Source organism: Bacillus sp. MYb56 (assembly GCF_002976445.1).
GTDB lineage: Bacteria > Bacillota > Bacilli > Bacillales > Bacillaceae_G > Bacillus_A > Bacillus_A mycoides.
The window spans coordinates 114,487-139,717 of the sequence record NZ_PCOH01000012.1; the positions used below are offsets into that span (position 1 = coordinate 114,487).

At 36.1% G+C, this 25,231-nt stretch carries 28 protein-coding genes, 1 pseudogene and 3 riboswitches; of the genes and pseudogenes, 13 read left to right on the forward strand and 16 right to left on the reverse strand.

Annotation, left to right across the window (positions count from 1 at the left end; all coding sequences use genetic code 11):
• The first annotated feature begins 65 nt into the window (after positions 1-65).
• From CQ058_RS16210 to CQ058_RS16245, 8 genes are all read left to right on the forward strand, one after another.
• On the forward strand, positions 66-1,571 hold the full coding sequence (locus CQ058_RS16210; protein WP_002188379.1) for a spore germination protein: 1,506 nt from the start codon (positions 66-68) through the stop codon (positions 1,569-1,571).
• Positions 1,568-2,650 carry a spore germination protein GerYC gene (gene gerYC / locus CQ058_RS16215; protein ID WP_002188376.1) on the forward strand — a complete coding sequence of 361 codons (1,083 nt, stop codon included), beginning with the start codon at positions 1,568-1,570 and terminating at the stop codon, positions 2,648-2,650. The genes CQ058_RS16210 and gerYC overlap by 4 nt, the downstream gene beginning before the upstream one ends.
• A gap of 12 nt (positions 2,651-2,662) precedes the next feature.
• Positions 2,663-3,772 (forward strand): GerAB/ArcD/ProY family transporter, encoded by a 1,110-nt coding sequence (locus tag CQ058_RS16220; protein ID WP_002029888.1) that lies wholly within the window; start codon positions 2,663-2,665, stop codon positions 3,770-3,772.
• Positions 3,773-3,817: 45 nt separating this feature from the next.
• Entirely contained in the window at positions 3,818-4,327 is a 510-nt protein-coding gene (locus CQ058_RS16225; RefSeq protein ID WP_002029887.1) for a PCYCGC motif-containing (lipo)protein, read from the forward strand.
• 121 nt (positions 4,328-4,448) lie between these two features.
• Complete coding sequence (locus tag CQ058_RS16230) at positions 4,449-4,697, forward strand: YhdB family protein (protein WP_001195459.1); 249 nt, start codon at positions 4,449-4,451, stop codon at positions 4,695-4,697.
• Positions 4,698-4,862: 165 nt separating this feature from the next.
• On the forward strand, positions 4,863-5,282 hold the full coding sequence (locus tag CQ058_RS16235) for a disulfide formation protein C (protein WP_002125372.1): 420 nt from the start codon (positions 4,863-4,865) through the stop codon (positions 5,280-5,282).
• Positions 5,283-5,294: 12 nt separating this feature from the next.
• Positions 5,295-5,747, forward strand: coding sequence for a thioredoxin family protein (locus CQ058_RS16240; RefSeq protein ID WP_002029885.1), 453 nt, complete (start codon positions 5,295-5,297; stop codon positions 5,745-5,747).
• A gap of 72 nt (positions 5,748-5,819) precedes the next feature.
• Positions 5,820-6,035, forward strand: a complete 216-nt coding sequence (locus tag CQ058_RS16245; protein ID WP_002029883.1) for a DUF1540 domain-containing protein — start codon at positions 5,820-5,822, stop codon at positions 6,033-6,035.
• Positions 6,036-6,067: 32 nt separating this feature from the next.
• Here CQ058_RS16245 and CQ058_RS16250 read toward each other — a convergent pair whose 3' ends face one another.
• From CQ058_RS16250 to CQ058_RS16260, 3 genes are all read right to left on the reverse strand, one after another.
• Positions 6,068-6,319, reverse strand: coding sequence for a hypothetical protein (locus tag CQ058_RS16250; protein ID WP_002029881.1), 252 nt, complete (start codon positions 6,317-6,319; stop codon positions 6,068-6,070).
• Positions 6,320-6,482: 163 nt separating this feature from the next.
• Positions 6,483-7,244, reverse strand: a complete 762-nt coding sequence (locus CQ058_RS16255) for a L,D-transpeptidase (protein WP_002029880.1) — start codon at positions 7,242-7,244, stop codon at positions 6,483-6,485.
• Between the two features lie 221 nt (positions 7,245-7,465).
• Complete coding sequence (locus CQ058_RS16260; protein WP_002087502.1) at positions 7,466-8,332, reverse strand: SDR family oxidoreductase; 867 nt, start codon at positions 8,330-8,332, stop codon at positions 7,466-7,468.
• 224 nt (positions 8,333-8,556) lie between these two features.
• On the opposite strand from CQ058_RS16260, the gene CQ058_RS16265 reads away from it, so the two are divergent.
• The 4 genes from CQ058_RS16265 (at position 8,557) to CQ058_RS16280 (ending at position 13,719) form a co-directional block, all read left to right on the forward strand.
• Positions 8,557-9,858 carry an NCS2 family permease gene (locus CQ058_RS16265; RefSeq protein ID WP_105589873.1) on the forward strand — a complete coding sequence of 434 codons (1,302 nt, stop codon included), beginning with the start codon at positions 8,557-8,559 and terminating at the stop codon, positions 9,856-9,858.
• Between the two features lie 92 nt (positions 9,859-9,950).
• Positions 9,951-10,056, forward strand: a riboswitch (SAM riboswitch).
• Positions 10,057-10,143: 87 nt separating this feature from the next.
• A complete protein-coding gene (locus CQ058_RS16270; RefSeq protein WP_002125355.1) occupies positions 10,144-11,256 on the forward strand; it encodes a sugar ABC transporter substrate-binding protein in 1,113 nt (370 codons plus the stop codon).
• Positions 11,253-12,740, forward strand: coding sequence for a sugar ABC transporter ATP-binding protein (locus CQ058_RS16275; protein WP_002125354.1), 1,488 nt, complete (start codon positions 11,253-11,255; stop codon positions 12,738-12,740). The genes CQ058_RS16270 and CQ058_RS16275 overlap by 4 nt, the downstream gene beginning before the upstream one ends.
• Positions 12,724-13,719 carry an ABC transporter permease gene (locus tag CQ058_RS16280; protein ID WP_001054974.1) on the forward strand — a complete coding sequence of 332 codons (996 nt, stop codon included), beginning with the start codon at positions 12,724-12,726 and terminating at the stop codon, positions 13,717-13,719. The genes CQ058_RS16275 and CQ058_RS16280 overlap by 17 nt, the downstream gene beginning before the upstream one ends.
• Before the next feature lie 27 nt (positions 13,720-13,746).
• Here the strand turns inward: CQ058_RS16280 and CQ058_RS16285 are convergent, their stop codons facing one another.
• The 4 genes from CQ058_RS16285 to CQ058_RS16300 all read right to left on the reverse strand — a co-directional run bounded on the left by CQ058_RS16285 (position 13,747) and on the right by CQ058_RS16300 (position 15,845).
• Positions 13,747-14,019 (reverse strand): hypothetical protein, encoded by a 273-nt coding sequence (locus CQ058_RS16285; RefSeq protein ID WP_000143386.1) that lies wholly within the window; start codon positions 14,017-14,019, stop codon positions 13,747-13,749.
• Between the two features lie 48 nt (positions 14,020-14,067).
• Positions 14,068-14,271 carry a hypothetical protein gene (locus CQ058_RS16290; RefSeq protein WP_000432819.1) on the reverse strand — a complete coding sequence of 68 codons (204 nt, stop codon included), beginning with the start codon at positions 14,269-14,271 and terminating at the stop codon, positions 14,068-14,070.
• A 127-nt stretch (positions 14,272-14,398) separates the two neighbouring features.
• Positions 14,399-15,253 (reverse strand): patatin-like phospholipase family protein, encoded by an 855-nt coding sequence (locus tag CQ058_RS16295; protein ID WP_002125352.1) that lies wholly within the window; start codon positions 15,251-15,253, stop codon positions 14,399-14,401.
• Between the two features lie 130 nt (positions 15,254-15,383).
• Positions 15,384-15,845, reverse strand: coding sequence for a MarR family transcriptional regulator (locus CQ058_RS16300; RefSeq protein ID WP_105589874.1), 462 nt, complete (start codon positions 15,843-15,845; stop codon positions 15,384-15,386).
• A gap of 140 nt (positions 15,846-15,985) precedes the next feature.
• On the opposite strand from CQ058_RS16300, the pseudogene CQ058_RS16305 reads away from it, so the two are divergent.
• Positions 15,986-17,164, forward strand: a pseudogene (locus tag CQ058_RS16305) (MFS transporter).
• Positions 17,165-17,183: 19 nt separating this feature from the next.
• On the opposite strand, the gene kdpDN reads toward CQ058_RS16305, so the two are convergent.
• The 9 genes from kdpDN to thiD form a co-directional block, all read right to left on the reverse strand.
• Positions 17,184-18,338: a KdpD-like non-kinase potassium sensor gene (gene kdpDN, locus CQ058_RS16310; RefSeq protein ID WP_087946251.1), complete on the reverse strand. Its 1,155-nt coding sequence runs from the start codon at positions 18,336-18,338 to the stop codon at positions 17,184-17,186.
• A gap of 56 nt (positions 18,339-18,394) precedes the next feature.
• The gene (gene kdpC / locus CQ058_RS16315; RefSeq protein ID WP_002125346.1) at positions 18,395-18,976 is read right to left on the reverse strand and encodes a K(+)-transporting ATPase subunit C; all 582 of its coding nucleotides are present in this window, start codon (positions 18,974-18,976) and stop codon (positions 18,395-18,397) included.
• Between the two features lie 17 nt (positions 18,977-18,993).
• Positions 18,994-21,084, reverse strand: coding sequence for a potassium-transporting ATPase subunit KdpB (gene kdpB, locus CQ058_RS16320; RefSeq protein WP_002188363.1), 2,091 nt, complete (start codon positions 21,082-21,084; stop codon positions 18,994-18,996).
• Between the two features lie 13 nt (positions 21,085-21,097).
• On the reverse strand, positions 21,098-22,765 hold the full coding sequence (gene kdpA / locus CQ058_RS16325; protein WP_105589875.1) for a potassium-transporting ATPase subunit KdpA: 1,668 nt from the start codon (positions 22,763-22,765) through the stop codon (positions 21,098-21,100).
• 19 nt (positions 22,766-22,784) lie between these two features.
• Entirely contained in the window at positions 22,785-22,865 is an 81-nt protein-coding gene (kdpF, locus tag CQ058_RS16330) for a K(+)-transporting ATPase subunit F (protein WP_000972378.1), read from the reverse strand.
• Positions 22,862-22,966: a SipW-dependent-type signal peptide-containing protein gene (locus CQ058_RS16335; RefSeq protein ID WP_000887888.1), complete on the reverse strand. Its 105-nt coding sequence runs from the start codon at positions 22,964-22,966 to the stop codon at positions 22,862-22,864. Before CQ058_RS16335 ends, kdpF begins: the two co-directional genes overlap by 4 nt.
• 94 nt (positions 22,967-23,060) lie before the next feature.
• Positions 23,061-23,206, reverse strand: a riboswitch (cyclic di-AMP (ydaO/yuaA leader).
• Positions 23,207-23,468: 262 nt separating this feature from the next.
• The gene (locus CQ058_RS16345; protein WP_181150768.1) at positions 23,469-23,687 is read right to left on the reverse strand and encodes a hypothetical protein; all 219 of its coding nucleotides are present in this window, start codon (positions 23,685-23,687) and stop codon (positions 23,469-23,471) included.
• 16 nt (positions 23,688-23,703) lie between these two features.
• The gene (locus CQ058_RS16350; RefSeq protein ID WP_105589877.1) at positions 23,704-24,090 is read right to left on the reverse strand and encodes a hypothetical protein; all 387 of its coding nucleotides are present in this window, start codon (positions 24,088-24,090) and stop codon (positions 23,704-23,706) included.
• A gap of 93 nt (positions 24,091-24,183) precedes the next feature.
• Positions 24,184-24,331: riboswitch (cyclic di-AMP (ydaO/yuaA leader) on the reverse strand.
• Between the two features lie 85 nt (positions 24,332-24,416).
• Positions 24,417-25,229, reverse strand: a complete 813-nt coding sequence (thiD, locus tag CQ058_RS16355; protein WP_002125335.1) for a bifunctional hydroxymethylpyrimidine kinase/phosphomethylpyrimidine kinase — start codon at positions 25,227-25,229, stop codon at positions 24,417-24,419.
• Positions 25,230-25,231: the final 2 nt, after the last annotated feature.

Here is a 25,231-nt window from a genome sequence, read left to right on the forward strand (position 1 = left end):
AAGTATAAATTCCCGTCTTTCCCAAAAACTAACACAAGTAAATGATGTGTGTAAGGGGTGAGGAAATGTTCCGTGTATCATCTAAAAAGAAGAAAAAAGCACTCTGTTCTATTCCGGAGTTTATCCACACTATGAAAGAATCCAGTGATTTCGTGTCTTATAACGTAGTAGACGATGGAACATTGTGTTTGTTTTATTATAAATCTACAGCTGAATCACTCCTCATTAATCGATTCATTTTAACACCTATTAAAAGAGAATTAGATCACATTGAAAATATAAGTGATATAGCAAATATCGTCACACTTGAGGAGATTATCACTGGCCCTACTATTGATGACATTCGTGAAAAATTATTAAGTGGGTATGTACTTATACAACTAAAAAATGATTCTCAAATCGCAGAATATGCACTTATTCGTGCTGAAAGTTCCGTTTTAGGTACACGGCTATATAACGATACTGAAAATGAATATAGTGTCATCGGTCCAAAAGTCGGATTTGTTGAGAATATCGATACAAATATACACTTACTTCGGCGAAATATCGTCACAGAACAATTAGTTTTCAAAGAAGTTATAGTTGGTTCTATATCAAAAACAAAAGTCGTAGTTGCTTACATCGAAGATATTACGAATGAGCAGCACGTTAATACTGCGATGCAGCGCCTACAAGACATTGACTTTGATGTTCCTTTCGATGCAACTATGATTGAACAGTTTATTAGTGATAACAGCAACTCTCCCTTCCCTGTTTTACTCCCTACAGAGCGTTTAGATCGCTCCGTTTATGCATTATTGAATGGAGGAGTCGTCATTTTAACAGACGGTTCACCTTACGCATTAGCTGGACCAGCGACATTACTCGATTTCTTCGTCTCTCCAGAAGATTATTATTTACCATGGATAGCAGGCTCATTTCTTCGAATGGTTCGCTTTTTCGGAGCAGCATTCTCGTTATTTTCATCAGCTATTTATACAGCTGTATTAACGTATCACTATCAAATGATTCCTGCGGATTTACTAGGTCCGATTATTTTTTCAAGAGCTAATGTACCCTTTCCGCCCATTTTAGAAGCACTTTTTTTAGAAATCACAATCGAATTGCTCCGTGAAGCTGGAGCACGATTACCTACAAAAGTTGGACAAACAATCGGCATCGTTGGCGGGATTGTAATTGGCCAAGCATCTGTTCAGGCTGCTTTAACGAGTACCATTTTATTAATTGCAGTTGCTTTATCAGCACTCGCTTCTTTTACAACACCAACTGTAAAAATGTCTTCTACTATCCGGATACTACGATTTCCACTTATTCTTTTAGCTGGTGCATTTGGGGGCTTAGGTCTCATTGTAGGATTCGTACTCATATTAGCTCATTTAATTCGCTTAAAATCACTTGGATCACCTTATTTATTACCTCTATATCCATTTCGCGGTTTAGGAACGGCAGAAGGTCTCTTTCGCTTGCCATTTAGTCAAACTGCAGGACGTGCCTCTTTTCTAAGACCAAAAAAGAAATGGCGCTATGATCCAAACAAAGCGAAAGAAAAACATGATGGTGAAGAGAAATGAAAAATACTTTATTATGCTTTTCCATTATCATTTTAATTTTCCAATCCGGCTGTACACAACCGAATATAGTAGACACACAGCGAATGATTCATATAGGTGGATTTGATATAACGAAAGATAAAAAATTTCGCGGGACAATCTTATATCCCGATTACACAAAAGGCGTTCAATCAAAACCAGAAACTCAGTCAACTACCGCAGATACAATTGAAACAATTTCTTCACTTCTAAACGCCAAATCACCACATACGATCGCTGTAGGTCAAATGCGTGTTGTCCTATTTGGAAAATCATTTGGTGAACGTGGAATTGGGGATGTTATTAACAACTTACAACGTGATCCTAATATTGGCCGAGATGTGCAACTAGCGCTTGTAGATGGTTCAACTGAAGAATTACTTAAACATGTCAAAACGAATGGATCGCTATATCTATCTGATTTACTGGAGCAAAATATAGAAACCGAGACAATCCCTCGGACAGCTTTAAATATTTTTTTTTATAACTTTTATTCATCTGGATGCGATCCATTTCTTCCTTATATTAAAGTTGATGAAGACAAGTCTGCTTCCATTAAAGGAATTGCTTTTTTAAAAAAGGATAAAGTGGTTATGTACACAGATAAAAAAGGATCTTTTTTATTAAAACTACTCATTAATCCAACTAAAAATGGTCGTTACGAAGTTCCGATACGTCAAGGTAAGCATAAAGGATTGATCGCTACTCAAAACTTATCCGGGAAAAGTTTTTGTTCTCTTTCCCAAAACGGTGACATTCCGAAAGTTAACATCCACTTAAAGTTAAACGGACTTATAAAAAATGCTCCCGACTGGCTCGATTTAGCAAAGCACGAAAATATAACTTACGTAAAAAAACATGTAGAAAAAACGCTTGAGAAGCATTTAAACGAATTAATAAAACAATTCCAAGAAAAAGAAATCGATCCGATAGGTATACAAGAAGAAATTCGTAGTCATTCAAGAAAATGGACTATAAAACAAATTCAAGAAATGTACCCTAATGTAGACGTTGCTGTTCATGTGCAAATCAATGTCGTGCAATCTGGTATCGGAGAATAGTGAGGTGCTGTAATGGCTGGACAAGATAAAACACATACTGTTTCCCCTTATTTCACATTTCTTCTATTACACTCCCTTCAAATTGGAGTAGGTGTGTTAGGATACCAAAGGATTATTGCGCAATATGCCGGTTATGATTCTTGGATTTCTCTTATTGTTGCGGGCATTGCAACTCATATCGTGCTATTTTGCATGCTTAAAATGTTAGAAAAAGATAATGATTTAATGAATATTCATACGACATGTTTCGGAAAGTGGATTGGAACATTTTTGTCCGTATGCTTTGCTGCATACCTTCTATTATTTTGCCTTACTGTCCTTCGTACATATATTGAAGTCATTCAAGTTTGGGTCTTCCCTACAATTAAACCGTGGAAATTAACTTTATTATTTTTACTTGTGACTTACTACGTAATTAAAGGTGGTTTTCGCTCTGTAACAGGAATATGTTTTTGGGGCGTCGTAATACCGATTTTCGTCCTATTTTTCTTAGTTTTCCCAATGAAATACGCGCATGTCCGTAACATTCTCCCAATTCTAACTCATTCACCTTTAGAAATTCTAACTGCAGCGAAATCATCTGCATTAGAATTTCTTGGATTTGAAGCAATTCTTGTTTTTTATCCATTTATAAAAAAAGAAAAATCATTAAATAAATGGGCGCACGGTGGTATTGCTTTTACAACAATTCTATACGTAATACTAGCCATTGTTTCCCTTATGTACTATAGCCAAGGACAACTACATCATACAATTTGGCCAACATTAACAATGCTAAAAATCATAAAGATTCCTTTTATCCAAAGGTTTGAGTACATCATTATTTTCATGTGGTATCTTATTATTTTACCTAATCTTTGTTTAACAATTTGGTCTTCTTGTTGTATTAGTAAAAGGTCTTTTCACGTACCATTTAAAATTACACTTCCATTTTTTATTGCAGCTATATTTATTTCATCCTTATTTTTCACAAACCGTGAAAGTATCAATACATTAAATACAGTACTGTCTCAAGCTGGTTTATATATTGTATACGCTTATATCCCAATTTTATTTCTATTCCATTCACTACGATGGCGCTTCAAAAATCAGTCGAAAAAATCTTCACCCGACACACCATGATATTTGATACAATTTGGTTAATACATTTGTAAAGGGGACAAGCGAATGAAAAAGTATGTATTTTCTTTACTTGTAGTACTAAGCTTAATTCTTGCTGGATGCGGGAGTACTGGTACAAATGAAAAAAAATCTTCTGAATCAAAAGAAGAGCATGACCACGCATCACATACTCAGCAAGCTGATATTCAAGAAAAGACAAAAGGAGTCGACACACTCCCTACCTTCCTAGACAAGCTTGATCCGCAAATGAAAGATATCTACACTGTCGCTGGACAAAATGCAGAGCTATTAGATTGGATTCCATGTTACTGCGGTTGCGGTGAGAGTGTAGGACATAAAAACAATAAAAACTGCTTTATTCGTGAAATTAAAAAGAATGGTGAAGTTGTTTGGGATTCCCACGCAACAACTTGTGTCAACTGCCTAGAAATCGCGGTTGAATCGGCTTCCATGAAACAAAAAGGAAAATCAACGCTCGAAATTCGTAACTATATCGACAATAAATACAAAGAAGGGTATGGCAAGCCAACACCTACGCCAATGCCAAAAGCATAAAAACGAGGAAATCCCTCGTTTTTCTCTTTTCATTCACCTTTTTTCTTAACAAATTCTTTCAAGTGTATTTCTCCTTACTTGTCACACACTATATATAACTCCTCGGTAAGGAGGGTACACAGTGCAAACATATAACGACTATGATAAAGCTCTCTATTACACGTATTGCTGTAATTGGGATAAATTACTCGTTCTCATGGTTCAAACGAACGATCAATTATTTTCTAAGCGTATTGAGCATTTTTTACACGCTTATCAATACAGTAAAGAACTACCAGAAGTTGATAAACAATTGCAGCTCCTATTTCAATATATTGACCACGCATCCCAAAAGTCACATGTAGAAGAAGTAGAGCAAATTCAAATGTAAAATATAGCGCTATTCTCTTTATGAGAATAGCGCTTTTTTAAAATGTTTATATCAATAAAAGTTTCTCCTTATAAAACTTTTATTGATAAACATATTTTTTCTTTCTTTTCCCTACCACTTCATACTATAATTTAGTATGTAACTATTATAAGTGAGGTATAAAATATGGGACGAGAAAAAAAGCAAGAGTATGCTTTATTTGCTGCATGGGGAGCTTCGTTTATTGCTACATTAGGAAGTCTATACTTTTCCGAAATTATGAAATTTGAGCCTTGTGTCCTTTGTTGGTATCAACGTATTTTTATGTATCCATTTGTTTTATGGCTCGGTATCGCTGTAGTAAAGAAAGACTATCGCATTGCAAGTTATTCTTTACCAATCGCAAGTATTGGTGCTTGTATTTCTTTATATCACTATGCAATTCAAAAAATCGCAGCATTTTCAGCTGCTGGGGCAGCTTGCGGCCGCGTACCTTGTACGGGAGAATACATAAACTGGTTCGGCTTTGTGACAATCCCGTTTTTAGCACTTATCGGCTTTATCACAATCGCTGTTTGTAGCTTCATCGTAATTAAAAACAAATAAGGAGATGAAAGAATGAAAAAAATGCTTATATTTGGCGGTATTATTATCGCCTTGTTTGCAGCAATTTTCGCTGTAACACAAATGGAAGAAAAAAATGCTTCAACAAGCCAAAAAATTGATAATGCTACTAGTCAAACAGATGGTTCTGACTACTACACAAATAAAATCTCTCTTTCAGATCTCCAAAAGAATTTAAAAGAGAAAAAAGAAGAAACAGTATACTTTTATCAAACATCTTGCGTTCATTGCCAAAAATTATCTCCTATCGTAGTACCAATGGCTAAAGACTTGAATGTTGATATGAAAGTTATGGATATTGAAAAATTAGATGCTCCTTGGGATGAATATAAAATTAAAGGAACTCCAACAATCATTCATTTTAAAGACGGTAAAGAAGTGAGCCGTATTAGCGGCGAACAACCGGAAGACAAATTAAAAGAGTGGCTTGAGCAAACGAAAAAATAATAAGAAAAGGAAACTCCTTCTATACATGAAATGGGCGTAAAATCCCACACTAATGTATGAGGAGGGGGTTTTATGCCAGAAGTGAAATGCTCTGTTTCCAATTGCTCATTTTGGGGACAAGGTAACCTTTGTCAAGCAAGTGCAATCGTTGTTCAACCTGATGCACAAGAAGCAGGTCAAATTGAAAACAGTTCATATACAAACGCTACTTTAACAAACGAGACGCTTGAAAGTTCTGTAACAACGAGTGTAGAAACGTGTTGTCATACATTTAAACCGAAATATTAAACGTAAAAGCATACGATTAGTCGTATGCTTTTTTACATTCCTCTCCAAACATCATGCATCATAAAAAAGTACAAAATAACGAGAAGGACCGTCCCGCATAAAGTAATGCGCCGATATACACTCTTCTCCCCTTCCCTCGCTTTAACAAATGCCCAAATAAATCCAACGAACAATATTAAATCAATATATGGAACATAAAAGGAGAAGACGAGTAACGCATATAAATACACGATAAATAAACAAGTCGTGATTAAGAAAATTTTAAATGCAAATTCACTTTTCATAATGTGACCGCCCCCCAGTCTGTACTGTATTATATTCAGCAAAACATAATAGTTGCTGTTTCAATTTTTTTATCTCACTATTTACAGGCGCGCGATTGGTATGAAATCATTAAAACCAACTAAACTTCATCACAAATAAGCTACCGCCTATACACGGTAGCTATTATGGAACATTATATTTCCTTTTATATATGTTACTTAAAATCGAATAAGGTAATTGCTCATAACGAATTTTTTCTCCCGTTACATCTACAATATACAAATTGTTTCCTATATAATAGGTTCCATCTTTTCGTTTTGAATACACTGTATATTTTTCATTTGGCAATACCGTTTTTACTTTCGTCAATTGTCCATTTGGTTCTTGCCAATATATATTTACACGATCTACTAACGTAAGCATTCCAATTTGTTCTTCTTCTACTTTACGACCATTCCAACTCACAACCCGATAACCAAGCTTATACGCTTCATATTCGGGACTCGTATGAAAACGAGAAATAATTACTTTCGTCTGTAATTGTACCCGGTCGTATAACCATTGTATGTCCCGATCGTGCATGCGAATACAACCATTCGACTCCCTGCTTCCAATCGTCCATTCCCGATTTGTTCCATGAATTGCATATTCCTTTTTATCTAGACCTAACCACCTCGTACCGAGAGGGTTATTCGGAGCACCCCCAGCTATTTTTTTACGATGGTATTCTTTATTTTTATATTTAGTTATAATACAAAAATTACCCTCAGGCGTCGGGGTCCTGTCTTTTCCTGTCGTTATCGGAAATGTCTTAGTATAGTTTCCATCTTCAAAAAAAGACAGCTGATTCGTCGTAAGGTTAACTAATATTAAATGATCTGTATTAGCAAAAACGCTAGCTGGCAGGCAGAAAAATAGGATTACGATAAACCATACTTTCTTCATCTAAATCCTCCCTAGCACTAACATCATAATAAAGTGAAACTTTACTCGTTGGGGGATTTTGTCCATCCCCACTGAGGATTAGCCTTCACCAATCGAGCATTTACGGACATTTATCTCCCACCTAACTTCCTTGTATTCACCGAATTGTTAGGTAGGAGTCTTACTGCCCGCAAATAGCGGGATAAATACAATTAACTTTACTTTGCTCTTATAAATGAAAACTATCCATTCACAATTACTCCACCATTTACATGCATCATCTGTCCCGTTACATATGCCGAATCACTAGACGCTAAATATACATATGCAGGCGCTAATTCATACGGCTGACCAGGCCTTTGCATAGGAACATTACTCCCAAACTGTGATACTTTTTTCTCATCAAAACTGGATGGAATAAGCGGTGTCCAAATTGGGCCTGGTGCAACACCATTTACACGAATTCCCTTTTGTACTAACGACTGAGATAGCGATCTTGTAAAAGCGACAATCGCTCCTTTCGTTGCAGAATAATCAATCAACGTTTCATTTCCTTCATACGCAACGATAGATGCCGTGTTTATAATTACATCCCCTTGCTTTAAATGAGAGAGGGCTGCTTTTGTAACATGAAAATAAGAAAAAATATTAATACGGAACGTTTTTTCTAGCTGTTCCGCTGTAATATACTCTAGTCCTTGCTGCGGATATTGCTGTGCGACGTTATTCACAAGAACATTTAGCCCCCCTAGCTGCTGGGCGGTCTCTTCTACAATCTCTTTACAATGTTGTTCATTACTCAAATCTCCCGGCAATAATACACAATTCACGCCTTCTTTTTCCACAAGTTGTTTCGTCTCAGTTGCATCTTCGTCCTCATCTAAATAAGCAATCGCAATATTTGCTCCCTCTTTTGCAAAAGCGATAGAAACAGCTCTTCCAATCCCGCTATCTCCTCCTGTAATTAATACATTCTTTCCTTTTAACTTTTCACTTCCTTTATAATTTGGATCTTCAAACTTTGGAAGAGGATTCATTAACGATTCAATACCAGGTTGTTTATTTTGATGTTGTGCTGGCATTGTTAAAAAGTTTTTTTGCTGCGGCATAACTTCCTTCAACTCCTTTCCCCTTATAATGCGCACAATAAAAAAAACTACTTACACATTAAAGAACCGCAATGCACACACAGTTTTACGATTAATATTCGAATTTACGACATAAAATATGAGTTGTTCTAAAGTTTTTATGCAAAACTATTGCAAAATAGTTAAAAAACGAATATTATATATAACTGTTGTGAAAATTATTCGTAAAAAGAAAGGATGTTTATATGTTTAACCTTTCAAAACATAAAACTTCTATTAAAACTGAAATTATGGCAGGTATTATTACCTTTTTAACAATGGCATATATCATTGTCGTAAACCCTGTCATCCTTGGGGATGCAGGTGTTCCGTTTGAACAAGCATTTACAGCTACAATTATCGCTGCTGTTGTCGGAACATTATTTATGGCGATCTTTACTAATTTACCAATCGCAATTGCACCAGGTATGGGATTAAATGCTTACTTCTCTTATTCTGTTGTAAAAGCCCATGAAGGCATGACTTTCGCAATTGCATTCTCTGCTGTATTCGTAGCAGGTATGATTTTAATTTTGTTATCATTCACATCTTTCCGTACGAAATTAATGGAAGTAATTCCTGAGAACTTAAAACATGCACTTACTGCTGGTATCGGTCTTTTTATTGCTTTTATCGGTTTGCGCTTAACGGGAATTGTTACAAAAAATGATGCAAACTTAGTTGGGCTTGGCGACCTTCACTCTGCTCCAGTTCTACTAGCATTAGCTGGCCTTGGAATTACAATTATCCTTATGTCTTTAAATATAAACGGGGCACTATTTATCGGAATGTTATTAACTGGTATTATTGCTTACTTCACAGGTCAATTAACATTCTCAAGCGGCGTTACATCAATGCCTGGATTACCAGAAGGAATTATCGTTTCAAATCCAATTACTGCTGTATCTGATGTAATTAACTACGGATTATACGGCGTTGTGTTCTCATTCTTCCTTGTTACACTATTTGATACAACTGGAACATTACTTGGTGTAGCACAACAAGGTGGATTTATAAAAGATGGAAAGCTTCCAAAAGCAGGACGAGCTCTTCTATCTGACTCATTCTCAGCAACAATTGGAGCTATGTTCGGAACAACACCATCAACAGCTTACATTGAATCATCTGCTGGTGTTGCAGCTGGTGGTCGTACTGGTTTAACAACTGTTACAGTAGCTGTTCTATTTGCATTAGCAGCATTCTTCGGACCGTTAGTGAGCGCTGTTTCTGGCGTTTCAGCTATTACAGCACCATCACTAATTATCGTTGGTAGTCTTATGATGGGCTCAGTTCGCCACATCGATTGGGATACATTCGATGAAGCATTCCCAGCATTTTTAGTAATCTTAAGCATGCCACTTACATCAAGTATCTCAACAGGTATTGCACTTGGATTTATTTCATACCCACTTATGAAAGTGGCAAAAGGACAATTCCGTGCTGTTCACCCACTTGTGTATTTATTCGGGATCTTGTTCGCTTATCAATTAGTTTTCTTACCACATTAAAATCCCTCGTAAAGAGGGATTTTTTATTTACAAAAAAACATTTGACAACAGCATACACTTATGGAATAATTCGAAATAGTTAAATATCCGATGTCTTATCAAGAGCAGGTGGAGGGATGAGCCCTACGAAGCCCGGCAACCGACCCATTTATGGGCACGGTGCTAATTCTTACAACACATTGTGTTGAAAGATAAGAGTAATATGATAAGACGTCTTTTCTATATGAAAAGACGTTTTTATTTTCACTCCCTCCTCTCTTTTCTTAATTTAGGAGGGATTTTTTCATGAAAAAATTATGTTCCACCGTACTCATTATTCTCTTACTCGCATTAACAGCTTGCACAAATGAACAAGATGCTATCTCTTCACAAAAGCAACAAACGGTGAAGAAAGAAACTACTACAGCAGCAAATCATTTACAAACAGAAATTCCAAGCCAAGTAAAAAAGCCATTAAAAATCGCATTAATTATGCAAATGTCCATCGGAACTTTTTCCTCTCAATATATTGAGGGTGTCAAAAAACAAGTCGAGCTATTCGGCGGCAGTGTGCAAGTCTACAATTCTGATAATGATTTAGCAAAAATGGCAGCAAATCTAGATACTGCTATTAATTCAAAAGTTGATGGTATTTTAATTGATCACGGTCGCTCTGAAGCACTAAAACCCGGAGTAGAAAAAGCATTACAAGCGAATATTCCTGTAGTTGCATTTGATAACGACCTACGCTTACCAGGCGTAACGATTATTGATCAAGATGACTATAGTCTTGCATGGAAATCATTAAAAACGTTAGCGGAAGATCTGAATGGACAAGGGAATATCGCCGTCGTATGGGTTGGCGGATTTGCTCCAATGGAACGTCGCAATGTTATCATTGATGCTTTTTATAAACGTTATCCAAATATAAAAGAAGTTGCACGCTTTGGTACCGCTAGTAATAACACACCACTTGATACGCAAACACAAGTAGAGGCTTTACTAAAAAAATATCCGAAAAAAGGTGATTTACAAGCTATTTTCGCTTCGTGGGATGAGTTTGCTAAGGGGGCCGTCAAAGCACTCGAACAAGCTGGTCGTACAGATATAAAAGTATACAGCATTGACTTAAGTAATGAAGATTTACAACTCATGCAAAAAGAAAATTCACCTTGGACTGCTACGGCTGCAACCGATCCAGCTGAAGTCGGTAAAGTTCAAGTGCGTTTCTTATACAAGAAAATCGCTGGTGAACAAACGCCAGATATTTATTCACTAGAACCTTATTTAGTAAAGAAAAATAGTTTGCCACAAGAAAATATAACGATGGATCAATTATCAAAACATATAAACGGTTGGGGAGACTCGAAAGATGCATATTCACCTTGGATGAAAAAATTAGAGAAGGAGAAAAAATGATGACATTCTCTCTTCAAAACATTACACATTCTTATCACATCTCTACCCCTGTACTAGAAAATGTTTCTATTAACATACAAAAAGGAAAAGTTCACGCTTTACTAGGAATGAATGGTGCAGGAAAAAGTACTTTACTAAAAATAGCAACTGGTGAAATTCAACCAGTTGCTGGGAATATAAAAATTGATAATCAGTCTATTTCCTTTACTTCACCACGCGATGCAAAAAAACATGGTATTTCTTTCGTAACACAAGAAGTGGATCACGGACTTATTCCTGGATTATCTGTATTAGAAAATGTACTAATCGATCATTTAGCAATGCAAAATAAAGTACTATTTTCAAAGTCAAAATTAGTCTCACTCGCTAAACAACATTTGCAAACTGTACAGGCTGATTTAAATGTTTCGGAAGATGTTTCAAACTGCTCATTACATGAAAAACAATTGCTTCTTATCGCAAGAGCTTTATCCAACAATACAAATTATCTTTTATTAGATGAGCCTACTTCTTCTCTTGGACCAAAAGAAGTTGAAACCTTCGGGCAACTATTAAAAGATTTAACATTGAAAGGAATTGGCATCATCTTAATTTCTCATCGTTTATCAGAGATTCGAAATTTCGCGGATGATGTAACCGTATTACATAACGGTAAAGTTGCACTTTCTGAAGCGATCACAAAGGTTACAGATCAACAAATTGTGGAAGCGATGACTGGAAAACAACTTACACTTCCTATTAATACAGCGCCAAAACGAGGGAGCGAAGAATTATTTAAAGTACAAGAACTTCCATTACACAAAGACCATTCTCCCCTTTCTCTCACCGTACGGAAAGGTGAAACTGTTGTGATATACGGATTAATTGGCAGTGGCAAAACAACACTTGCTGAAACGTTATTTGGTACTCGTCATACTTATCACGCAGAAATAGATGGTCAAACAATAACAATTAAAACACCGCGAGATGCGATTAAAGCAAAGATCGCACTTGTACCAGAGGAAAGAAGAAAACAAGGCGTATTTCTTTCGGAAGATATTATAAGCCACACTAATTTACACCAATCAGGTTGGAGACGAAAGCAAACCGAAGTAAATAATGCTACTACAGCAATTTCTTCTTTCAGCATTTCACCCAATGATCCAAAAGCATTTATTCATTCACTTAGCGGTGGAAACCAGCAAAAAGTCTCCATTGCAAAGTGGCATGGATTCAAACCGAATCTATTTCTTTTGGACGAGCCAACTAAAGGTGTAGACATAGCTGCAAAACAAGACATTTTTCAATTCATTCGTAACATTACTGAAAACGGAAGTTCCGTAATTTACTTCACAGGAGAACAAGATGAAGCACTACATATCGCTGATCGCATTCTTATACTCGCAAACGGAGAATTTGTAGGTGAATACTTACCAGACGAACTATCTCCTGAACAGCTTTTACATTTATCTGAAGGGAGTTATTCCATTGAATCTCGTTCATAAAACAAAAACTAAGAAACTATATTTACCTACTCATCTTTTTTATCAATTTAGTACGATTGCTATCATTATAGGTGTTACAATTTTCTTCTCTATCGTCAACGATTCTTTTTTAACATACAACAATATTAGTGATATTTTACGTTCCATTTCTATCGTAACGTTACTTGCAATTGGTGTTACCTTTACATTAATTGTAGATGGATTTGATTTATCAGTCGGCTCTACCGCTAGTTTAGCAACCATTGCCGCTGCTTCCTGTCTCATTTTATATCGACAAGAACTATTAGTCACACTCCTTGTTCCTATTCTTTGTGGGCTATTAGTTGGATTATTAAATGCACTACTCGTTATCCGAATTAAACTACCAGATTTACTAGCTACATTAAGTATCATGTATATCGTGAACGGACTACACTTAACATTTTCAAAAGGATCTTCTATTTATGAAGGAATGTCTGGTGCCAAAGGACATTTTATTCCATCCTTTTTATTTATCGGTCAAGGTTCTGTGTTAGGAATTCCAGTCCCTGTCATTATCATGCTTATCGTCGTTTTAATTGCATATGTATTTTTAGAAAAAACAACGTACGGTCGTTTCTTTTATATGACAGGTGGGAATCGAGAAGCTGCTAGACTAGCTGGTATTCCTACTGATCGTTACCGTGTATATGCTTATATGATTAGCGGTTTACTTGCCTCTATTGGCGGTATTATTCTATGTAGCCGCGTTGGAACAGGACAAGTTTCAGCTGGCGCCCCATTATTAATGGATGCAGTTGCAGCTGCCTATATCGGTTATGCAATGTTCGGTGCTAAGAAACCAAATGTCATCGGAACATTTCTTGGTTCCGTATTAATTGGAATCATATTAAACGGCCTTACAATGATGAACGTTCCTTATTATGCGCAAGATATCATTAAAGGCAGTATTTTAATTGCAGCTTTAGCCTTTTCATTTATTAAAAAGAAGCGTAAATAAAAAAGTAGCGCATCGAATTCCGATGCGCTACTTTCCTTTTGCAACAATCACACGAACTACTTTCAACGCAAAAAGCAAAAGACCGTTCGCTATTGCTGTAACACCTAAGAAGATTGCTATCATAAGCTCTCCCATTCCGTTATTAAATATAAAAATAATAGAAGAAATGAAAGCCAAAATAAACAATATGAACGCTGGTATATATTTAATAAAAGGCTTCTCAAATGATCTTTTAGAAAGAAGAAATGTAATTAACAATGTCATAATAAAAACAAAATATACCGCAAATAAAAAAGTCATATGAAAGCCTCCTCTACGACCAAACTACTTAAAAGAGGTTAGAAACCTTTAATATTTCTCATTTACCTGCAATTCTTTACTATACTTTTGAATGAACACTGATGAAATAACCATTACCATTCCTATACTAAAACCAATAAGCTGATCTAATAACATTTCATCATGAATGAACCAGCGCAGTAGAAATACGCCACCAAAAATAAGCAACATTGTAAATCCAGTATGTCTAAGCCCTTTATATACATTTTCCATATGTATCACCTCTCTACATACTTTTATCCATATTATACCATAATCCCAAAATGTATATAACCAACATTCGGTATTGAAACCAATAATAAAAAAGGCTGCAGAGAACTCCTTCTCCACAGCCTAATTATTATTTTTGCAAAAACGCCTGTAAATCTGCAAATTGTCTCTTTGCATCTTCATAGCCTTGCTCATATAAACTTTGTAATTTAGCCGTATCCTTTTCCATACGATCTACTTGAAGCGGCACTTCTGGGCGAATAACAAATAAATTACCAGCTTGCTCTTCTTTTTCAATGTAGTGAAGTGTTTCATTATACACTTCATAACGATTCAGCATCGTATTTACAAGGTTTGGATACTTCTTATAAGCCTTTGCTGCAATCCAACCAAATTTTGATTTTTTCTTCGCGTAACCATGATTTCTCGTCAAAATAACGACTGATTTTTTAAATCCATCTTCCTTTGCTTTACGAACTGGAATCGGATCTGAAATCCCGCCATCTAACAATTGCTTACCTCGGTAGTTTACTGCCGGTGCAATGAAAGGTAATGAACTAGATGCTTGCAATAAATTTAGTGCATCATCATTCGTTCCCTCTTTTTCAAAATAAACAGACTGTCCTGTTTCACAATCAGTTGTTCCTACAAGGAAACGCTCTGGACTATTAAAGTATGTTTCAAAATCAAACGGTACATGCTTTTCTGGAATTTCATGAAAAATGAATTCCATATCAAATAGCTGACGTTTTTTCCACAAGTTTTTATACGATAAATACTGCGGATGTGATGCATAATCAATATTTACTGTTTTATTTCTATTTCTTTGTCTGGAAAGATACGACGCTGCATGACAAGCACCAGCTGATACACCAATTACATATGGAAAATATAAATCTTGTTCCATAAAATATTCTAATATCCCGCCCGTATATACACCACGCATACCGCCGCCTTCTAATACTAACCCCGTATTTTCAAGCATGTTATTCTCTCCTCTTTATATATATTGACTCTTTAATTATTCACTATGTTAAGTATCTTTTTCTATTATATATGAGTTCTTTCAGAAATTATATTGAAAAGGCTTGAAATGGAGGGGGTTTTTCTTCCAATTATATTTCCAAATGACCAGAGACATCCTTTATAAACCTTTGAATAAAATCTTGCTCTTCTTTCGTATATCCATCTAAAAGTAACAGCCACTTTTCTTCAGCTTGTTTATGCAATTTTTCATGAGCTTTATATATTTCATTTCCTCTTTCCGTTAAGCGGAAGAAAATTTCTTTTTGATTATCTAACATTTGCATTTTCTCAATGAATTGCTTTTGAAACAACTTTGTACAAATTTTAGAGATTGCGCCTTTCGTCATTCCCATTTCTGTTGCAATAGCAGTTACATTCATCAGACCATTTTTTCCGATACACTCGATAACATGTAACTCAGATAAAGACATACCACTTACACCTGTCTCACGAAGAAACTTCTCATTATTTTCTTTCAAATGCTCTTCTTTTTTATGAAAAAGTGTACGAATATCCGAAAGTATTTCCATTTGTTTCGCTGTACGTTCCAATCCATTCGCCTCCTAAGTTTCCAAAGAAACAATTTAACTATATACCATTTTAAAATCATTTTTTCATCTTTACAAGTGAGAAAATCATGTTAAAATTAATTTAGTTTCCAAGGAAACCAAATGACAAGGAGGTTAACATTATGGAAAAAACCAAACTGAATTTCATTTTATATGTTGTCTGTATGAGTGCCTTACTCGGTTCCTTCGCTCAAAATATTTATACACCTATCTTGCCGATGATTCAAAATTCGTTTCATACTTCTCTTTATCTTGTAAATTTAACCGTTTCACTTTTCACATTCGTTCTTGCGGTTATGCAGCTCATATACGGACCTTTAATTGATACAAAGGGAAGAAAATCTGTCCTTATCCCTAGTTTAATCATTAGTACAATCGGCTCAATTGGTTGTGCTTTCTCACCAAACATTTACTTATTTCTATTTTTTAGAGCTGTTCAAGCTATAGGAATAGCGGCTATACCTGTAGTTGCAGCAACGATTATCGGTGATTTATTTGAAGGAAAAGAACGCGGAGAAGCGATGAGCCTTTATCAAATGTTACTTGCTCTCGCACCTGCAATCGGTCCTCTCATAGGTGGCTATCTCGGCAGTATAAATGGCCAATTATCTGTATTTCTTTTTTTATCTACAATTGGCATCATCTTATTAATTATAAACATTTCACTACTTCCAGAAACAAAACCAAATGTAATTGAGAAACCTAAAGCAAAAAAGAATTACTGGCTTATCTTAAAAAATAAAACTGGATTTTCCATTACACTTATTGGCTTTATTCAATTTTGTATATATTTCTGTTTCCTCGTTTTTTTACCTAGCATATTAACAAATATATTTCATCTAAGCGCAAGCGAAATTGGTCTTATGTTTGTACCGATGTCCCTTTCTCTTATGTTAGGAAGCTATTGCTACAAATTTTTGCAAAAACATTTCACAACATAGCAGGCTTTATTCATCACTAGTTTCTTCAACATTATATGTGTCACTTTATTCTCTTTCACATATAGCATCAATATCCCATCCGTAATTATCGTTACCTCTTTATACGGTTTTAGTATGGGACTTTCTATGCCGACTCACACTACTTTATTAACGGAAGAATTCGTACAAGAACGCGCAACTGCCATCGGTATGTACAACTTCATTCGCTATCTTGGTATGGGTACAGGGCCTATTGTAGGTGGGTTTCTTTTATTTAATCAAAATTACTTTTGGATTTTCTTCCTAGGGGCAATTATATTTCTACTTATAGTTTTACACGCAATGAAAATGCTACATTCCCATGCTGCACAAAGAGCTTAAGAGACCTATAGATGGTCTCTTAAGCTCTTTGATCAGCAACGATATGAATATCAATATACTTCGTTTGTCTCATAATTTCATTTACAATAGAACCTTTTCGTATTTCTTCCCACCGTGTTCTCGCCGATTGCCCAAGTAAAACTTGTGTCACCTGTAGTCTTTTTGCAACTTCGATAATAACATCAGCGGGCTTTCTTCCCTTTGCTTCTTCTAATACAAAGCTCGCATCAAATTGATTCGTTAGCGATTTCCATTCTTCAATCGTTTGCTTTTTGCCTGCTGAAATAGAATCTATATTTTCTCTTTCAACGTTTAACACATACAATTCAGCATTTAGCCGATCAGCCATGCGCCAACCTCTCCGTATTAATTTCTCTGCTGTTGAACTGTATTGTACACAAACGAGAATTTTTTCTTTCACACCGATCGGTTCTATTACTGTTTGGCTAATTTTCTCATCCATATCATCTGCAACTTCTCGAAGTGATAACTCTCTTAATGCCCCTAAATTATTTATCGTAAAGAAGTTTTGTAAGCTTTGTTGAATTTTTTCTTCCTTATATATCTTTCCATCTATTAATCTCTTCCGGAGTACCTCAGGTGTTGCATCAACAAGCTGAATTTCATTTGCTTTTTGTAAAATAAAGTCTGGAATACGCTCTCGTACTTTGACATTCGTAATTTGAGCTACAATATCATGAACGCTTTCTAAATGTTGAATATTAAACGCTGATAATACAGATATACCGGCATCTAACAATTCCTGCACATCCATGTAACGTTTCTTATTTTTCGATCCGGGAATATTACTATGCGCAAGTTCATCCACAACAACAATTTGTGGTGCCCGCTTTATAATTTCTTCTACATCAAGTTCATAAAATACTTTCCCTTTATAATCTATTTCTTTTAAAGGAACTTTTTCTAAATCAGCAATTGCTTCTTCCGTCTCTTTTCTACCGTGTGTTTCAATTAAACCAACTACAATATCAATACCGTCTTTTTTCATCTCTCTTGCATCAAATAGCATTTTATAACTTTTCCCAACTCCAGGTGCAGCCCCTACGTATAGCTTTAACTTTCCGCGATTTTGCTGCCGAATATATTCTAAATACTCTTCTGGCGTTCGCCTTTGAAACGTCGGTTTATAGTCATCCGCATACAAAACACTCACAACCTTTCTTTCGAAACAACGCTACCTCAATCCGTTAGATTGAGGTAGCACTGTTACTATTTCATTAATTTCTGCAATTCCAAATTTAGCTTTAAGACGTTTACACGATCCTCTCCAAATAAACCGAGTGCAGCTCCTTCTGTTTGATCCTTAATCAATTGATCTAGCTTTTCTTTCGGAATATTCGTTAATTTCGAGATGCGATCTACCTGTACAGAAGCCGCCTTCGGACTAATGTCAGGATCAAGCCCTGAACCTGAATTCGTCACTAAATCTATTGGTACTTCTGTAACTGGAATGGCCCGGTTTTGTTTCTTCCAGTCATCAATACTTTTCTCAACTCGTTTTGCTAAATCTGGATTAGACGGTGCATAGTTATTTGAACCAGATGCTTCTGCTTTATATTCTATACTAGAGACACGTCCATGAAAATAACGTGGATCTGTGAAATTTTGACCGATTAATTTTGAACCAACTACTTCATCTTTATCATTATATATAAGACTTCCATCCGCATTATCCTTCATTACCGCTTGCGCAATACCAGTTACAATAAGCGGGTATACGAGGCCGCACAAAACTAGAAATGTAAAAGTAATACGAATAATTGGTGAAAGTATACTTTGTTTTTTCGCCATCTTTTTTCCCCTCTTCCTTATATGAACAAGCCGACAATCATATCAATTGCTTTAATTCCAATGAATGGAACGATAACTCCACCAAGCCCATAAATGAGTAAGTTTCGGCTAAGCAATGCATTAGAACTCATCGGTTTATACGCAATACCTTTCATCGCTAACGGAATTAGTAGTGGAATAATAACTGCATTAAATATTAATGCTGATAAAATCGCTGAAAGTGGCGATGTTAATTTCATAATGTTCAATGCTTCCATTTGCGGAATTGCTAATGTAAACATCGCTGGAATGATTGCAAAGTATTTTGCTATATCGTTTGCAATACTAAACGTTGTTAACGCACCACGCGTCATTAACAATTGCTTACCAATTCCTACAACCTCAATGATTTTTGTTGGATTCGAATCTAGATCAATCATATTCGCTGCTTCTTTCGCAGCTGTCGTACCACTATTCATCGCTAATCCAACATCCGCCTGCGCTAATGCCGGGGCATCATTTGTACCATCACCTGTCATCGCTACAAGTTTCCCTTTGTCTTGCTCTGCTTTAATAACCGCAATTTTATCTTCTGGTTTACACTCAGCAACGAATTCATCTACTCCTGCTTCCTTTGCAATTGTTGCTGCTGTTAACGGATTATCACCTGTACACATAACCGTTTTAATCCCCATTTGGCGCAATTGTTCAAAACGTTCACGCATACCAGGTTTCACTGTATCCTTTAAATATATTAAACCGTAAATACGATTGTCTACTGCAACTACAAGTGGTGTTCCGCCTTCTTTTGAAATCAAATCTGCTTTTTGATTCATATCTTTTGGAATCATCCCGCCTTGCGATTGAACCCATTCAATCACGGCACCAACAGCACCTTTTCTCACTTTCGTTCCATCCTGTAAATCAACACCGCTCATTCTTGTTTCTGCTTTAAATGGAACAAATTCACCTTGTTCTGCAATTTCTCTATTATATGATATAGATTTCGTTTGTACATATTCTATAACAGATCGACCTTCTGGTGTTTCATCTAAAACTGAGCTAATCGCAGCCCATTTTCCTACTTGCTCAATCGTTTCATTTCCTACTGGTAGCAGTGTATGTGCCATCCGGTTCCCGAAAGTAATCGTACCTGTTTTATCTAAAATAATCGTATTAATATCGCCCGCAGCTTCTACTGCTTTCCCTGACATCGCTAATACATTAAACTTTGTTACGCGGTCCATCCCAGCAATACCAATCGCTGATAATAACCCACCAATTGTCGTTGGAATTAAACAAACTAACAATGCTACAAGTACAGCTGTATCAATTTGAAACCCTAAATAGTTTGTAAAAATCGGCAACGTCACAACGACGATTAAGAAAATTAGAGTTAAACTCGTTAATACTGTGTTTAAGGCAATTTCATTCGGCGTTTTTTGACGCGCAGCTCCTTCTACTAAAGAAATCATTTTATCAATAAATGATTCGCCAGGGTTACTCGTAATTACAATCGTAATCTCATCACTTACGACCATCGTACCGCCTGTTACTGAACAAAAATCGCCACCCGCCTCTTTTATTACAGGAGCTGATTCCCCTGTAATTGCAGATTCATCTACAGACGCTAATCCTTTAATTACTTCACCATCATTCGGAATCATTTCTCCTTGTTTTACAATAACAACGTCACCTTTTCTCAGATCAGTTGCTGAAACTTGAACAATGTCTCCATTTTCTTTTACAACGTTTGCAAACACATCTTTCTTCGATTGTTTTAAAGAATCGGCTTGCGCTTTACCACGACCTTCAGCCAACGCTTCTGCAAAGTTAGCAAATAAAACTGTAAATAATAGAATAAGAGAAACTGTTATATTAAACCATCCTGGTACACTACTAGAAATACTTGGAAGAAAGGATAAAATTAACGTAATGATAAATCCAATTTCCACAACAAACATAATCGGATTCTTTATCATTACTTTCGGGTTCAATTTCGCAAAGGATTGTTTCATCGCATGTGTCACGATATCACGATCCATCGTTTTCGCTTGTCTAACTTCATCTTCTACAGCATGTATTTGTGACTGATTTACTTGTTTTTCTTTTACTACTACCGGTCTCATCATTTACCCTCCATTACTTCAATGTAAGAAATTCTGCAATTGGGCCGAGTACTAACATCGGGAAAAATGTTAACGCACCAACAATTACAATCGTTCCAATAAAGATTCCTCCAAATAAACCATTATCCGTACGGAACGTTCCGACTGTTTCTGGTACTACCGTCTTCTCTTTCAATGAAGCTGCCACAGCTAGCATCGTAATTAAACTGAAATAACGTCCTAAAAACATAACTAAACCAGTCGTAATATTCCAAAACGGTGTATTATCTGCTAATCCTTCAAATCCAGATCCGTTATTCGCAGCTGACGATGTGTATTCATATACAACTTGCGTTAAACCGTGAAAACCGGAGTGAGAAATCGCATCCGTTCCTAAACTTGTTGAAAGAGCTAATGCTGAAAATCCTAAAATAAGTAATGGATGAAATAGAATCGTTACTGCAATTAATTTCATTTCCTTACCTTCAATCTTTTTACCTAAAAACTCTGGTGTCCTTCCGACCATTAATCCAGATATAAAGACTGCAATAATTGCATACATAATAATATTAATAAAGCCCGCTCCAACACCACCGTATACTGTATTCAACATCATATTTACGAGTGGTACTAATCCGCCAATTGGTGTTAACGTATCATGCATCGTATTAACGGCCCCTGTTTCAGCAGCTGTCGTTACTGTTGCGTATAGTGAAGAAAATACTGTTCCAAATCGCACTTCTTTTCCTTCTGTACTTCCTTGTACATGTTCGATACCCATTCCATTTAATGCCGGATTACCATTTAATTCAGATGTAGTAATCGTTATAAATCCGAGTAAAAACACCATAAATAGTGAAACGAAAAGGATACGTCCTTGTTTTTTATTTCCTACCATTCTTCCGTACGTAAATGGAAGTGCTGTTGGCAATAACATCATAAGCATCATTTGCAAAATATTACTCATTTGCCCTGGATTTTCGAAAGGATGTGTAGAGTTTGCTCCGAAAAATCCTCCGCCGTTATTTCCAAGTTCCTTAATGGAAACGAATGATGCAACTGGACCACGTAAAATACTTTGCTTCGCACCATCAATTGTTTGTGCTGTAACCGCCCCATCTAACGTTTGTGGTACACCAAGTGCGACAAAGACTAACGCCGCAATAAATGCGATAGGAAGAAAAACTCTCGTTAACGCTCTCGTAAAATCAACGAAAAAATTACCAAGTTCTTTTCCAGCGAGCCCTCTTATAAATGCCATAACGATGGCTAACGTCGTTGCTGGTGCCGCAAACATTAAAAATGTAATCCCGATTAATTGTGATAAATAAGATAAACCATTTTCACCGCTGTAATGTTGTAAGTTTGTATCAGCCATAAAACTAATGGCTGTATTAAAAGCGAGCGTAGGCTCCATCCCTTCAATATGCGCTGGATTTAATGGCAATACACCTTGTAATCTGAAAATGAAATATACGACGACAATCATAAATCCATTGAGTAGAACTAATGATAATGCATACTGTTTCCACGTTTGATTGTATCCTTTTACACCTGTAATTTTAAAAATAAGTTTCTCAAAAGGCCCGAATACTTTATCTAGCTTCTTGCTACCTTGAAAGGCTTTCTCTAAATAAATCCCCGTTGGCTTTGCTACTAAAATAAACAAGAGCATTGTAATAACGACTGCAAACCAAATCATAATGAATGATTCCCCCTAATTAAAACTTTTCTGGATTTAATAATGCGTATACTAAGTACACCGTAATCGCTGCAACAATAACCGATAAGGCAATCATCATGATTGCTTCCCTTCTTTCACAACTTTATCTGACCAACTTGCAAGACTTGCCATCGATGCGACTAACCCAACAAAAATACCGATCATTACAACATCTAACATAACTACCCCTCACTTTTGTTAAATTTTACCATCTAGTTATCAAAAAAAGAACACTAAGCTCTACTTAGTGTTCGAAACGAACAACACAAAGTAAACCTCCTCTCTAAACGCTTACGAGGTTAGCTGTCGGATTCGGGCCTAAAGAGTAGCCCTACTTTCAAAATTGAAAGATTCACCCCAAGTGACAATGCACAAAATTGGTTCCCCCGCTCCATTTCTGGAACTCAGCGATTTTAGGTTTTTTTTGGAAATTTTACGAATGATTTATGAGAGTAAATATACTCCTCTAAATTTAACTTGTAAAGGGGTAAATTACTGAAAATAAGAAAATATCCATCTATTTAAGCGTTTACATTAGTTGTTATTAATATTTTTTCATCTGTTTTCTCGTCTTTCCTTTCTTTTTCACAGAAATGATCTTTTAAATACGAAATAAAAAGAGCGAATTACATGAAGTGCATAGCTTGTTGCACTCAGCATTCGCTCTTTTTTCATTCAACCTTTATTCTCCACGCAAATTTCTCCCTCGAATATAAACTTGTGATAATTCCGCATGTAACTGCTCATATTCGGTAATATCCGCCTCTAAATACAAAACATCTTTTGATGGTAATATAATATATGGACCTGGAAAAAGAGGATCGAGCACTACCAATTCGTGAACTCTCTCTACCGATATCGCCCAACGATTCGCTATATCTCCTAGTAACAACACTTTCATCTTCATTTCCCCCACCTTATTCAAAAAATAAAAAAGAAATATTATCACAGTTCGTAAACACTACAAATTTAGCTCCAATTGTTTCATAGAACCTGGCCGGATAGCGTTTATTCTTTGTAACAACAGTAATAGGCGCTTGAAAAGAAAAACGAATGTGTTCTGTGAAGAAACTAACTATCGGAAGCTCATCCCCTAGTAAAATCACCTTCTTAATACGTGTGAAAATACTAGTAAAATCCTTCTCCTTATTACAGCTATAAGCTGATTCAAACCCATACTCTCTAACTTCAGCCGCTATCTCTTCATTGGCTGTAAAAATAATTAACTCATGCTGAAATGCTACTAGCTCTCTTAAACTCTTTACCTTGTTTTTTTCTCCAACACAAATAAGTGTTAGTTCCATGTACCTCATCCTCCTTAGCATAAAAGAACTCAAACATAGATTGATATTCTCCTATACTAATCAGACCGATGAAGTGATGTATCCATCATGGCACCGTCCTCTCTCAAGACGCTTACGAAGTTAGCTGTCGGATTCGGACTTTGAGAGTAGCCCTACTTTCAACATTGAAAGATTCACCCCTAGTGACGACGCACAAATTGGTTCCTCCGCTCCATACATTTGGACTCAGCGTATTACAAAAAATGTATTCTGGCTGATATATTACTCCTGTATTTGGAAAAAGTAAACACAAAAAAAGCCAGTTAACAAACTGGCTTCTCGTATCTTTATACATGCGTCTTATTCAATTTATATGCAAAATGATTCGTCGGCCCATGACCACTTCCAATATTCAATGGCTCTTCAATTGCTATACTAATAAATCGTTTTGCTTCTTGAACTGCCTCTTCCATCAAGTAGCCTTTCGCAAGTCCTGCTGTAACCGCTGAAGCAAATGTACACCCACTTCCGTGCGTTTGCTTCGAAGGAATTCGTTCACTTCTAAATTCAATAAACTGCTCACCATCAAAGAGTAAATCAATTACTTCATTACCTTGATATTCTGCATGTCCGCCCTTCATAAGCACATATTTAGCCCCTAATTCATGCAATACTTTTGCAGCTTCCTTACTATCTTCTACATTATGAATCTCCATTCCAGTTAACACTTCTGCTTCAGGAACATTCGGTGTGACAACAGTTGCTACTGGCAATAAATATTCTTTTAATGCTTGTACTGCTTCTTGTTGTAATAATGACGCACCGCCTTTAGCAATCATAACAGGATCTAGCACAATATTATTCCAGCCAAATTTCTTAATATGCTCTGCCACAATTTGAATAATTTCACTACTAAATAACATTCCCAGTTTCACAGCATCTGGCGTTAAATCCGTACCAATTGAATTCAGCTGCTCCGTAATCCCTTCTAAAGAAACAGGATATACCCCTTGAACGCCAAGCGTATTTTGAGCAGTAATTGCTGTAATAGCCGTCATTCCATACACACCAAGCTCTTGGAATGTTTTTAAATCCGCCTGAATCCCAGCGCCGCCTCCGCTATCAGACCCTGCAATTGTTAAAGCTTTATTCACTTTCATCC

Excerpts from the sequence above, each read along its gene's own strand:
- CQ058_RS16210 (WP_002188379.1), top strand. The coding sequence starts at position 66 with ATGTTCCGTGTATCATCTAAAAAGAAGAAAAAAGCACTCTGTTCTATT.
- gerYC (WP_002188376.1), top strand. The coding sequence starts at position 1,568 with ATGAAAAATACTTTATTATGCTTTTCCATTATCATTTTAATTTTCCAA.
- CQ058_RS16220 (WP_002029888.1), top strand. The coding sequence starts at position 2,663 with ATGGCTGGACAAGATAAAACACATACTGTTTCCCCTTATTTCACATTT.
- CQ058_RS16225 (WP_002029887.1), top strand. The coding sequence starts at position 3,818 with ATGAAAAAGTATGTATTTTCTTTACTTGTAGTACTAAGCTTAATTCTT.
- CQ058_RS16235 (WP_002125372.1), top strand. The coding sequence starts at position 4,863 with ATGGGACGAGAAAAAAAGCAAGAGTATGCTTTATTTGCTGCATGGGGA.
- CQ058_RS16240 (WP_002029885.1), top strand. The coding sequence starts at position 5,295 with ATGAAAAAAATGCTTATATTTGGCGGTATTATTATCGCCTTGTTTGCA.
- CQ058_RS16245 (WP_002029883.1), top strand. The coding sequence starts at position 5,820 with ATGCCAGAAGTGAAATGCTCTGTTTCCAATTGCTCATTTTGGGGACAA.
- CQ058_RS16250 (WP_002029881.1), bottom strand. The coding sequence starts at position 6,319 with ATGAAAAGTGAATTTGCATTTAAAATTTTCTTAATCACGACTTGTTTA.
- CQ058_RS16255 (WP_002029880.1), bottom strand. The coding sequence starts at position 7,244 with ATGAAGAAAGTATGGTTTATCGTAATCCTATTTTTCTGCCTGCCAGCT.
- CQ058_RS16260 (WP_002087502.1), bottom strand. The coding sequence starts at position 8,332 with ATGCCGCAGCAAAAAAACTTTTTAACAATGCCAGCACAACATCAAAAT.
- CQ058_RS16265 (WP_105589873.1), top strand. The coding sequence starts at position 8,557 with ATGTTTAACCTTTCAAAACATAAAACTTCTATTAAAACTGAAATTATG.
- CQ058_RS16270 (WP_002125355.1), top strand. The coding sequence starts at position 10,144 with ATGAAAAAATTATGTTCCACCGTACTCATTATTCTCTTACTCGCATTA.
- CQ058_RS16275 (WP_002125354.1), top strand. The coding sequence starts at position 11,253 with ATGATGACATTCTCTCTTCAAAACATTACACATTCTTATCACATCTCT.
- CQ058_RS16285 (WP_000143386.1), bottom strand. The coding sequence starts at position 14,019 with ATGACTTTTTTATTTGCGGTATATTTTGTTTTTATTATGACATTGTTA.
- CQ058_RS16290 (WP_000432819.1), bottom strand. The coding sequence starts at position 14,271 with ATGGAAAATGTATATAAAGGGCTTAGACATACTGGATTTACAATGTTG.
- CQ058_RS16295 (WP_002125352.1), bottom strand. The coding sequence starts at position 15,253 with ATGCTTGAAAATACGGGGTTAGTATTAGAAGGCGGCGGTATGCGTGGT.
- kdpC (WP_002125346.1), bottom strand. The coding sequence starts at position 18,976 with ATGGCGAAAAAACAAAGTATACTTTCACCAATTATTCGTATTACTTTT.
- kdpB (WP_002188363.1), bottom strand. The coding sequence starts at position 21,084 with ATGAGACCGGTAGTAGTAAAAGAAAAACAAGTAAATCAGTCACAAATA.
- kdpA (WP_105589875.1), bottom strand. The coding sequence starts at position 22,765 with ATGATTTGGTTTGCAGTCGTTATTACAATGCTCTTGTTTATTTTAGTA.
- kdpF (WP_000972378.1), bottom strand. The coding sequence starts at position 22,865 with ATGATGATTGCCTTATCGGTTATTGTTGCAGCGATTACGGTGTACTTA.
- CQ058_RS16335 (WP_000887888.1), bottom strand. The coding sequence starts at position 22,966 with ATGTTAGATGTTGTAATGATCGGTATTTTTGTTGGGTTAGTCGCATCG.
- CQ058_RS16345 (WP_181150768.1), bottom strand. The coding sequence starts at position 23,687 with ATGAAAGTGTTGTTACTAGGAGATATAGCGAATCGTTGGGCGATATCG.
- CQ058_RS16350 (WP_105589877.1), bottom strand. The coding sequence starts at position 24,090 with ATGGAACTAACACTTATTTGTGTTGGAGAAAAAAACAAGGTAAAGAGT.
- thiD (WP_002125335.1), bottom strand. The coding sequence starts at position 25,229 with ATGAAAGTGAATAAAGCTTTAACAATTGCAGGGTCTGATAGCGGAGGC.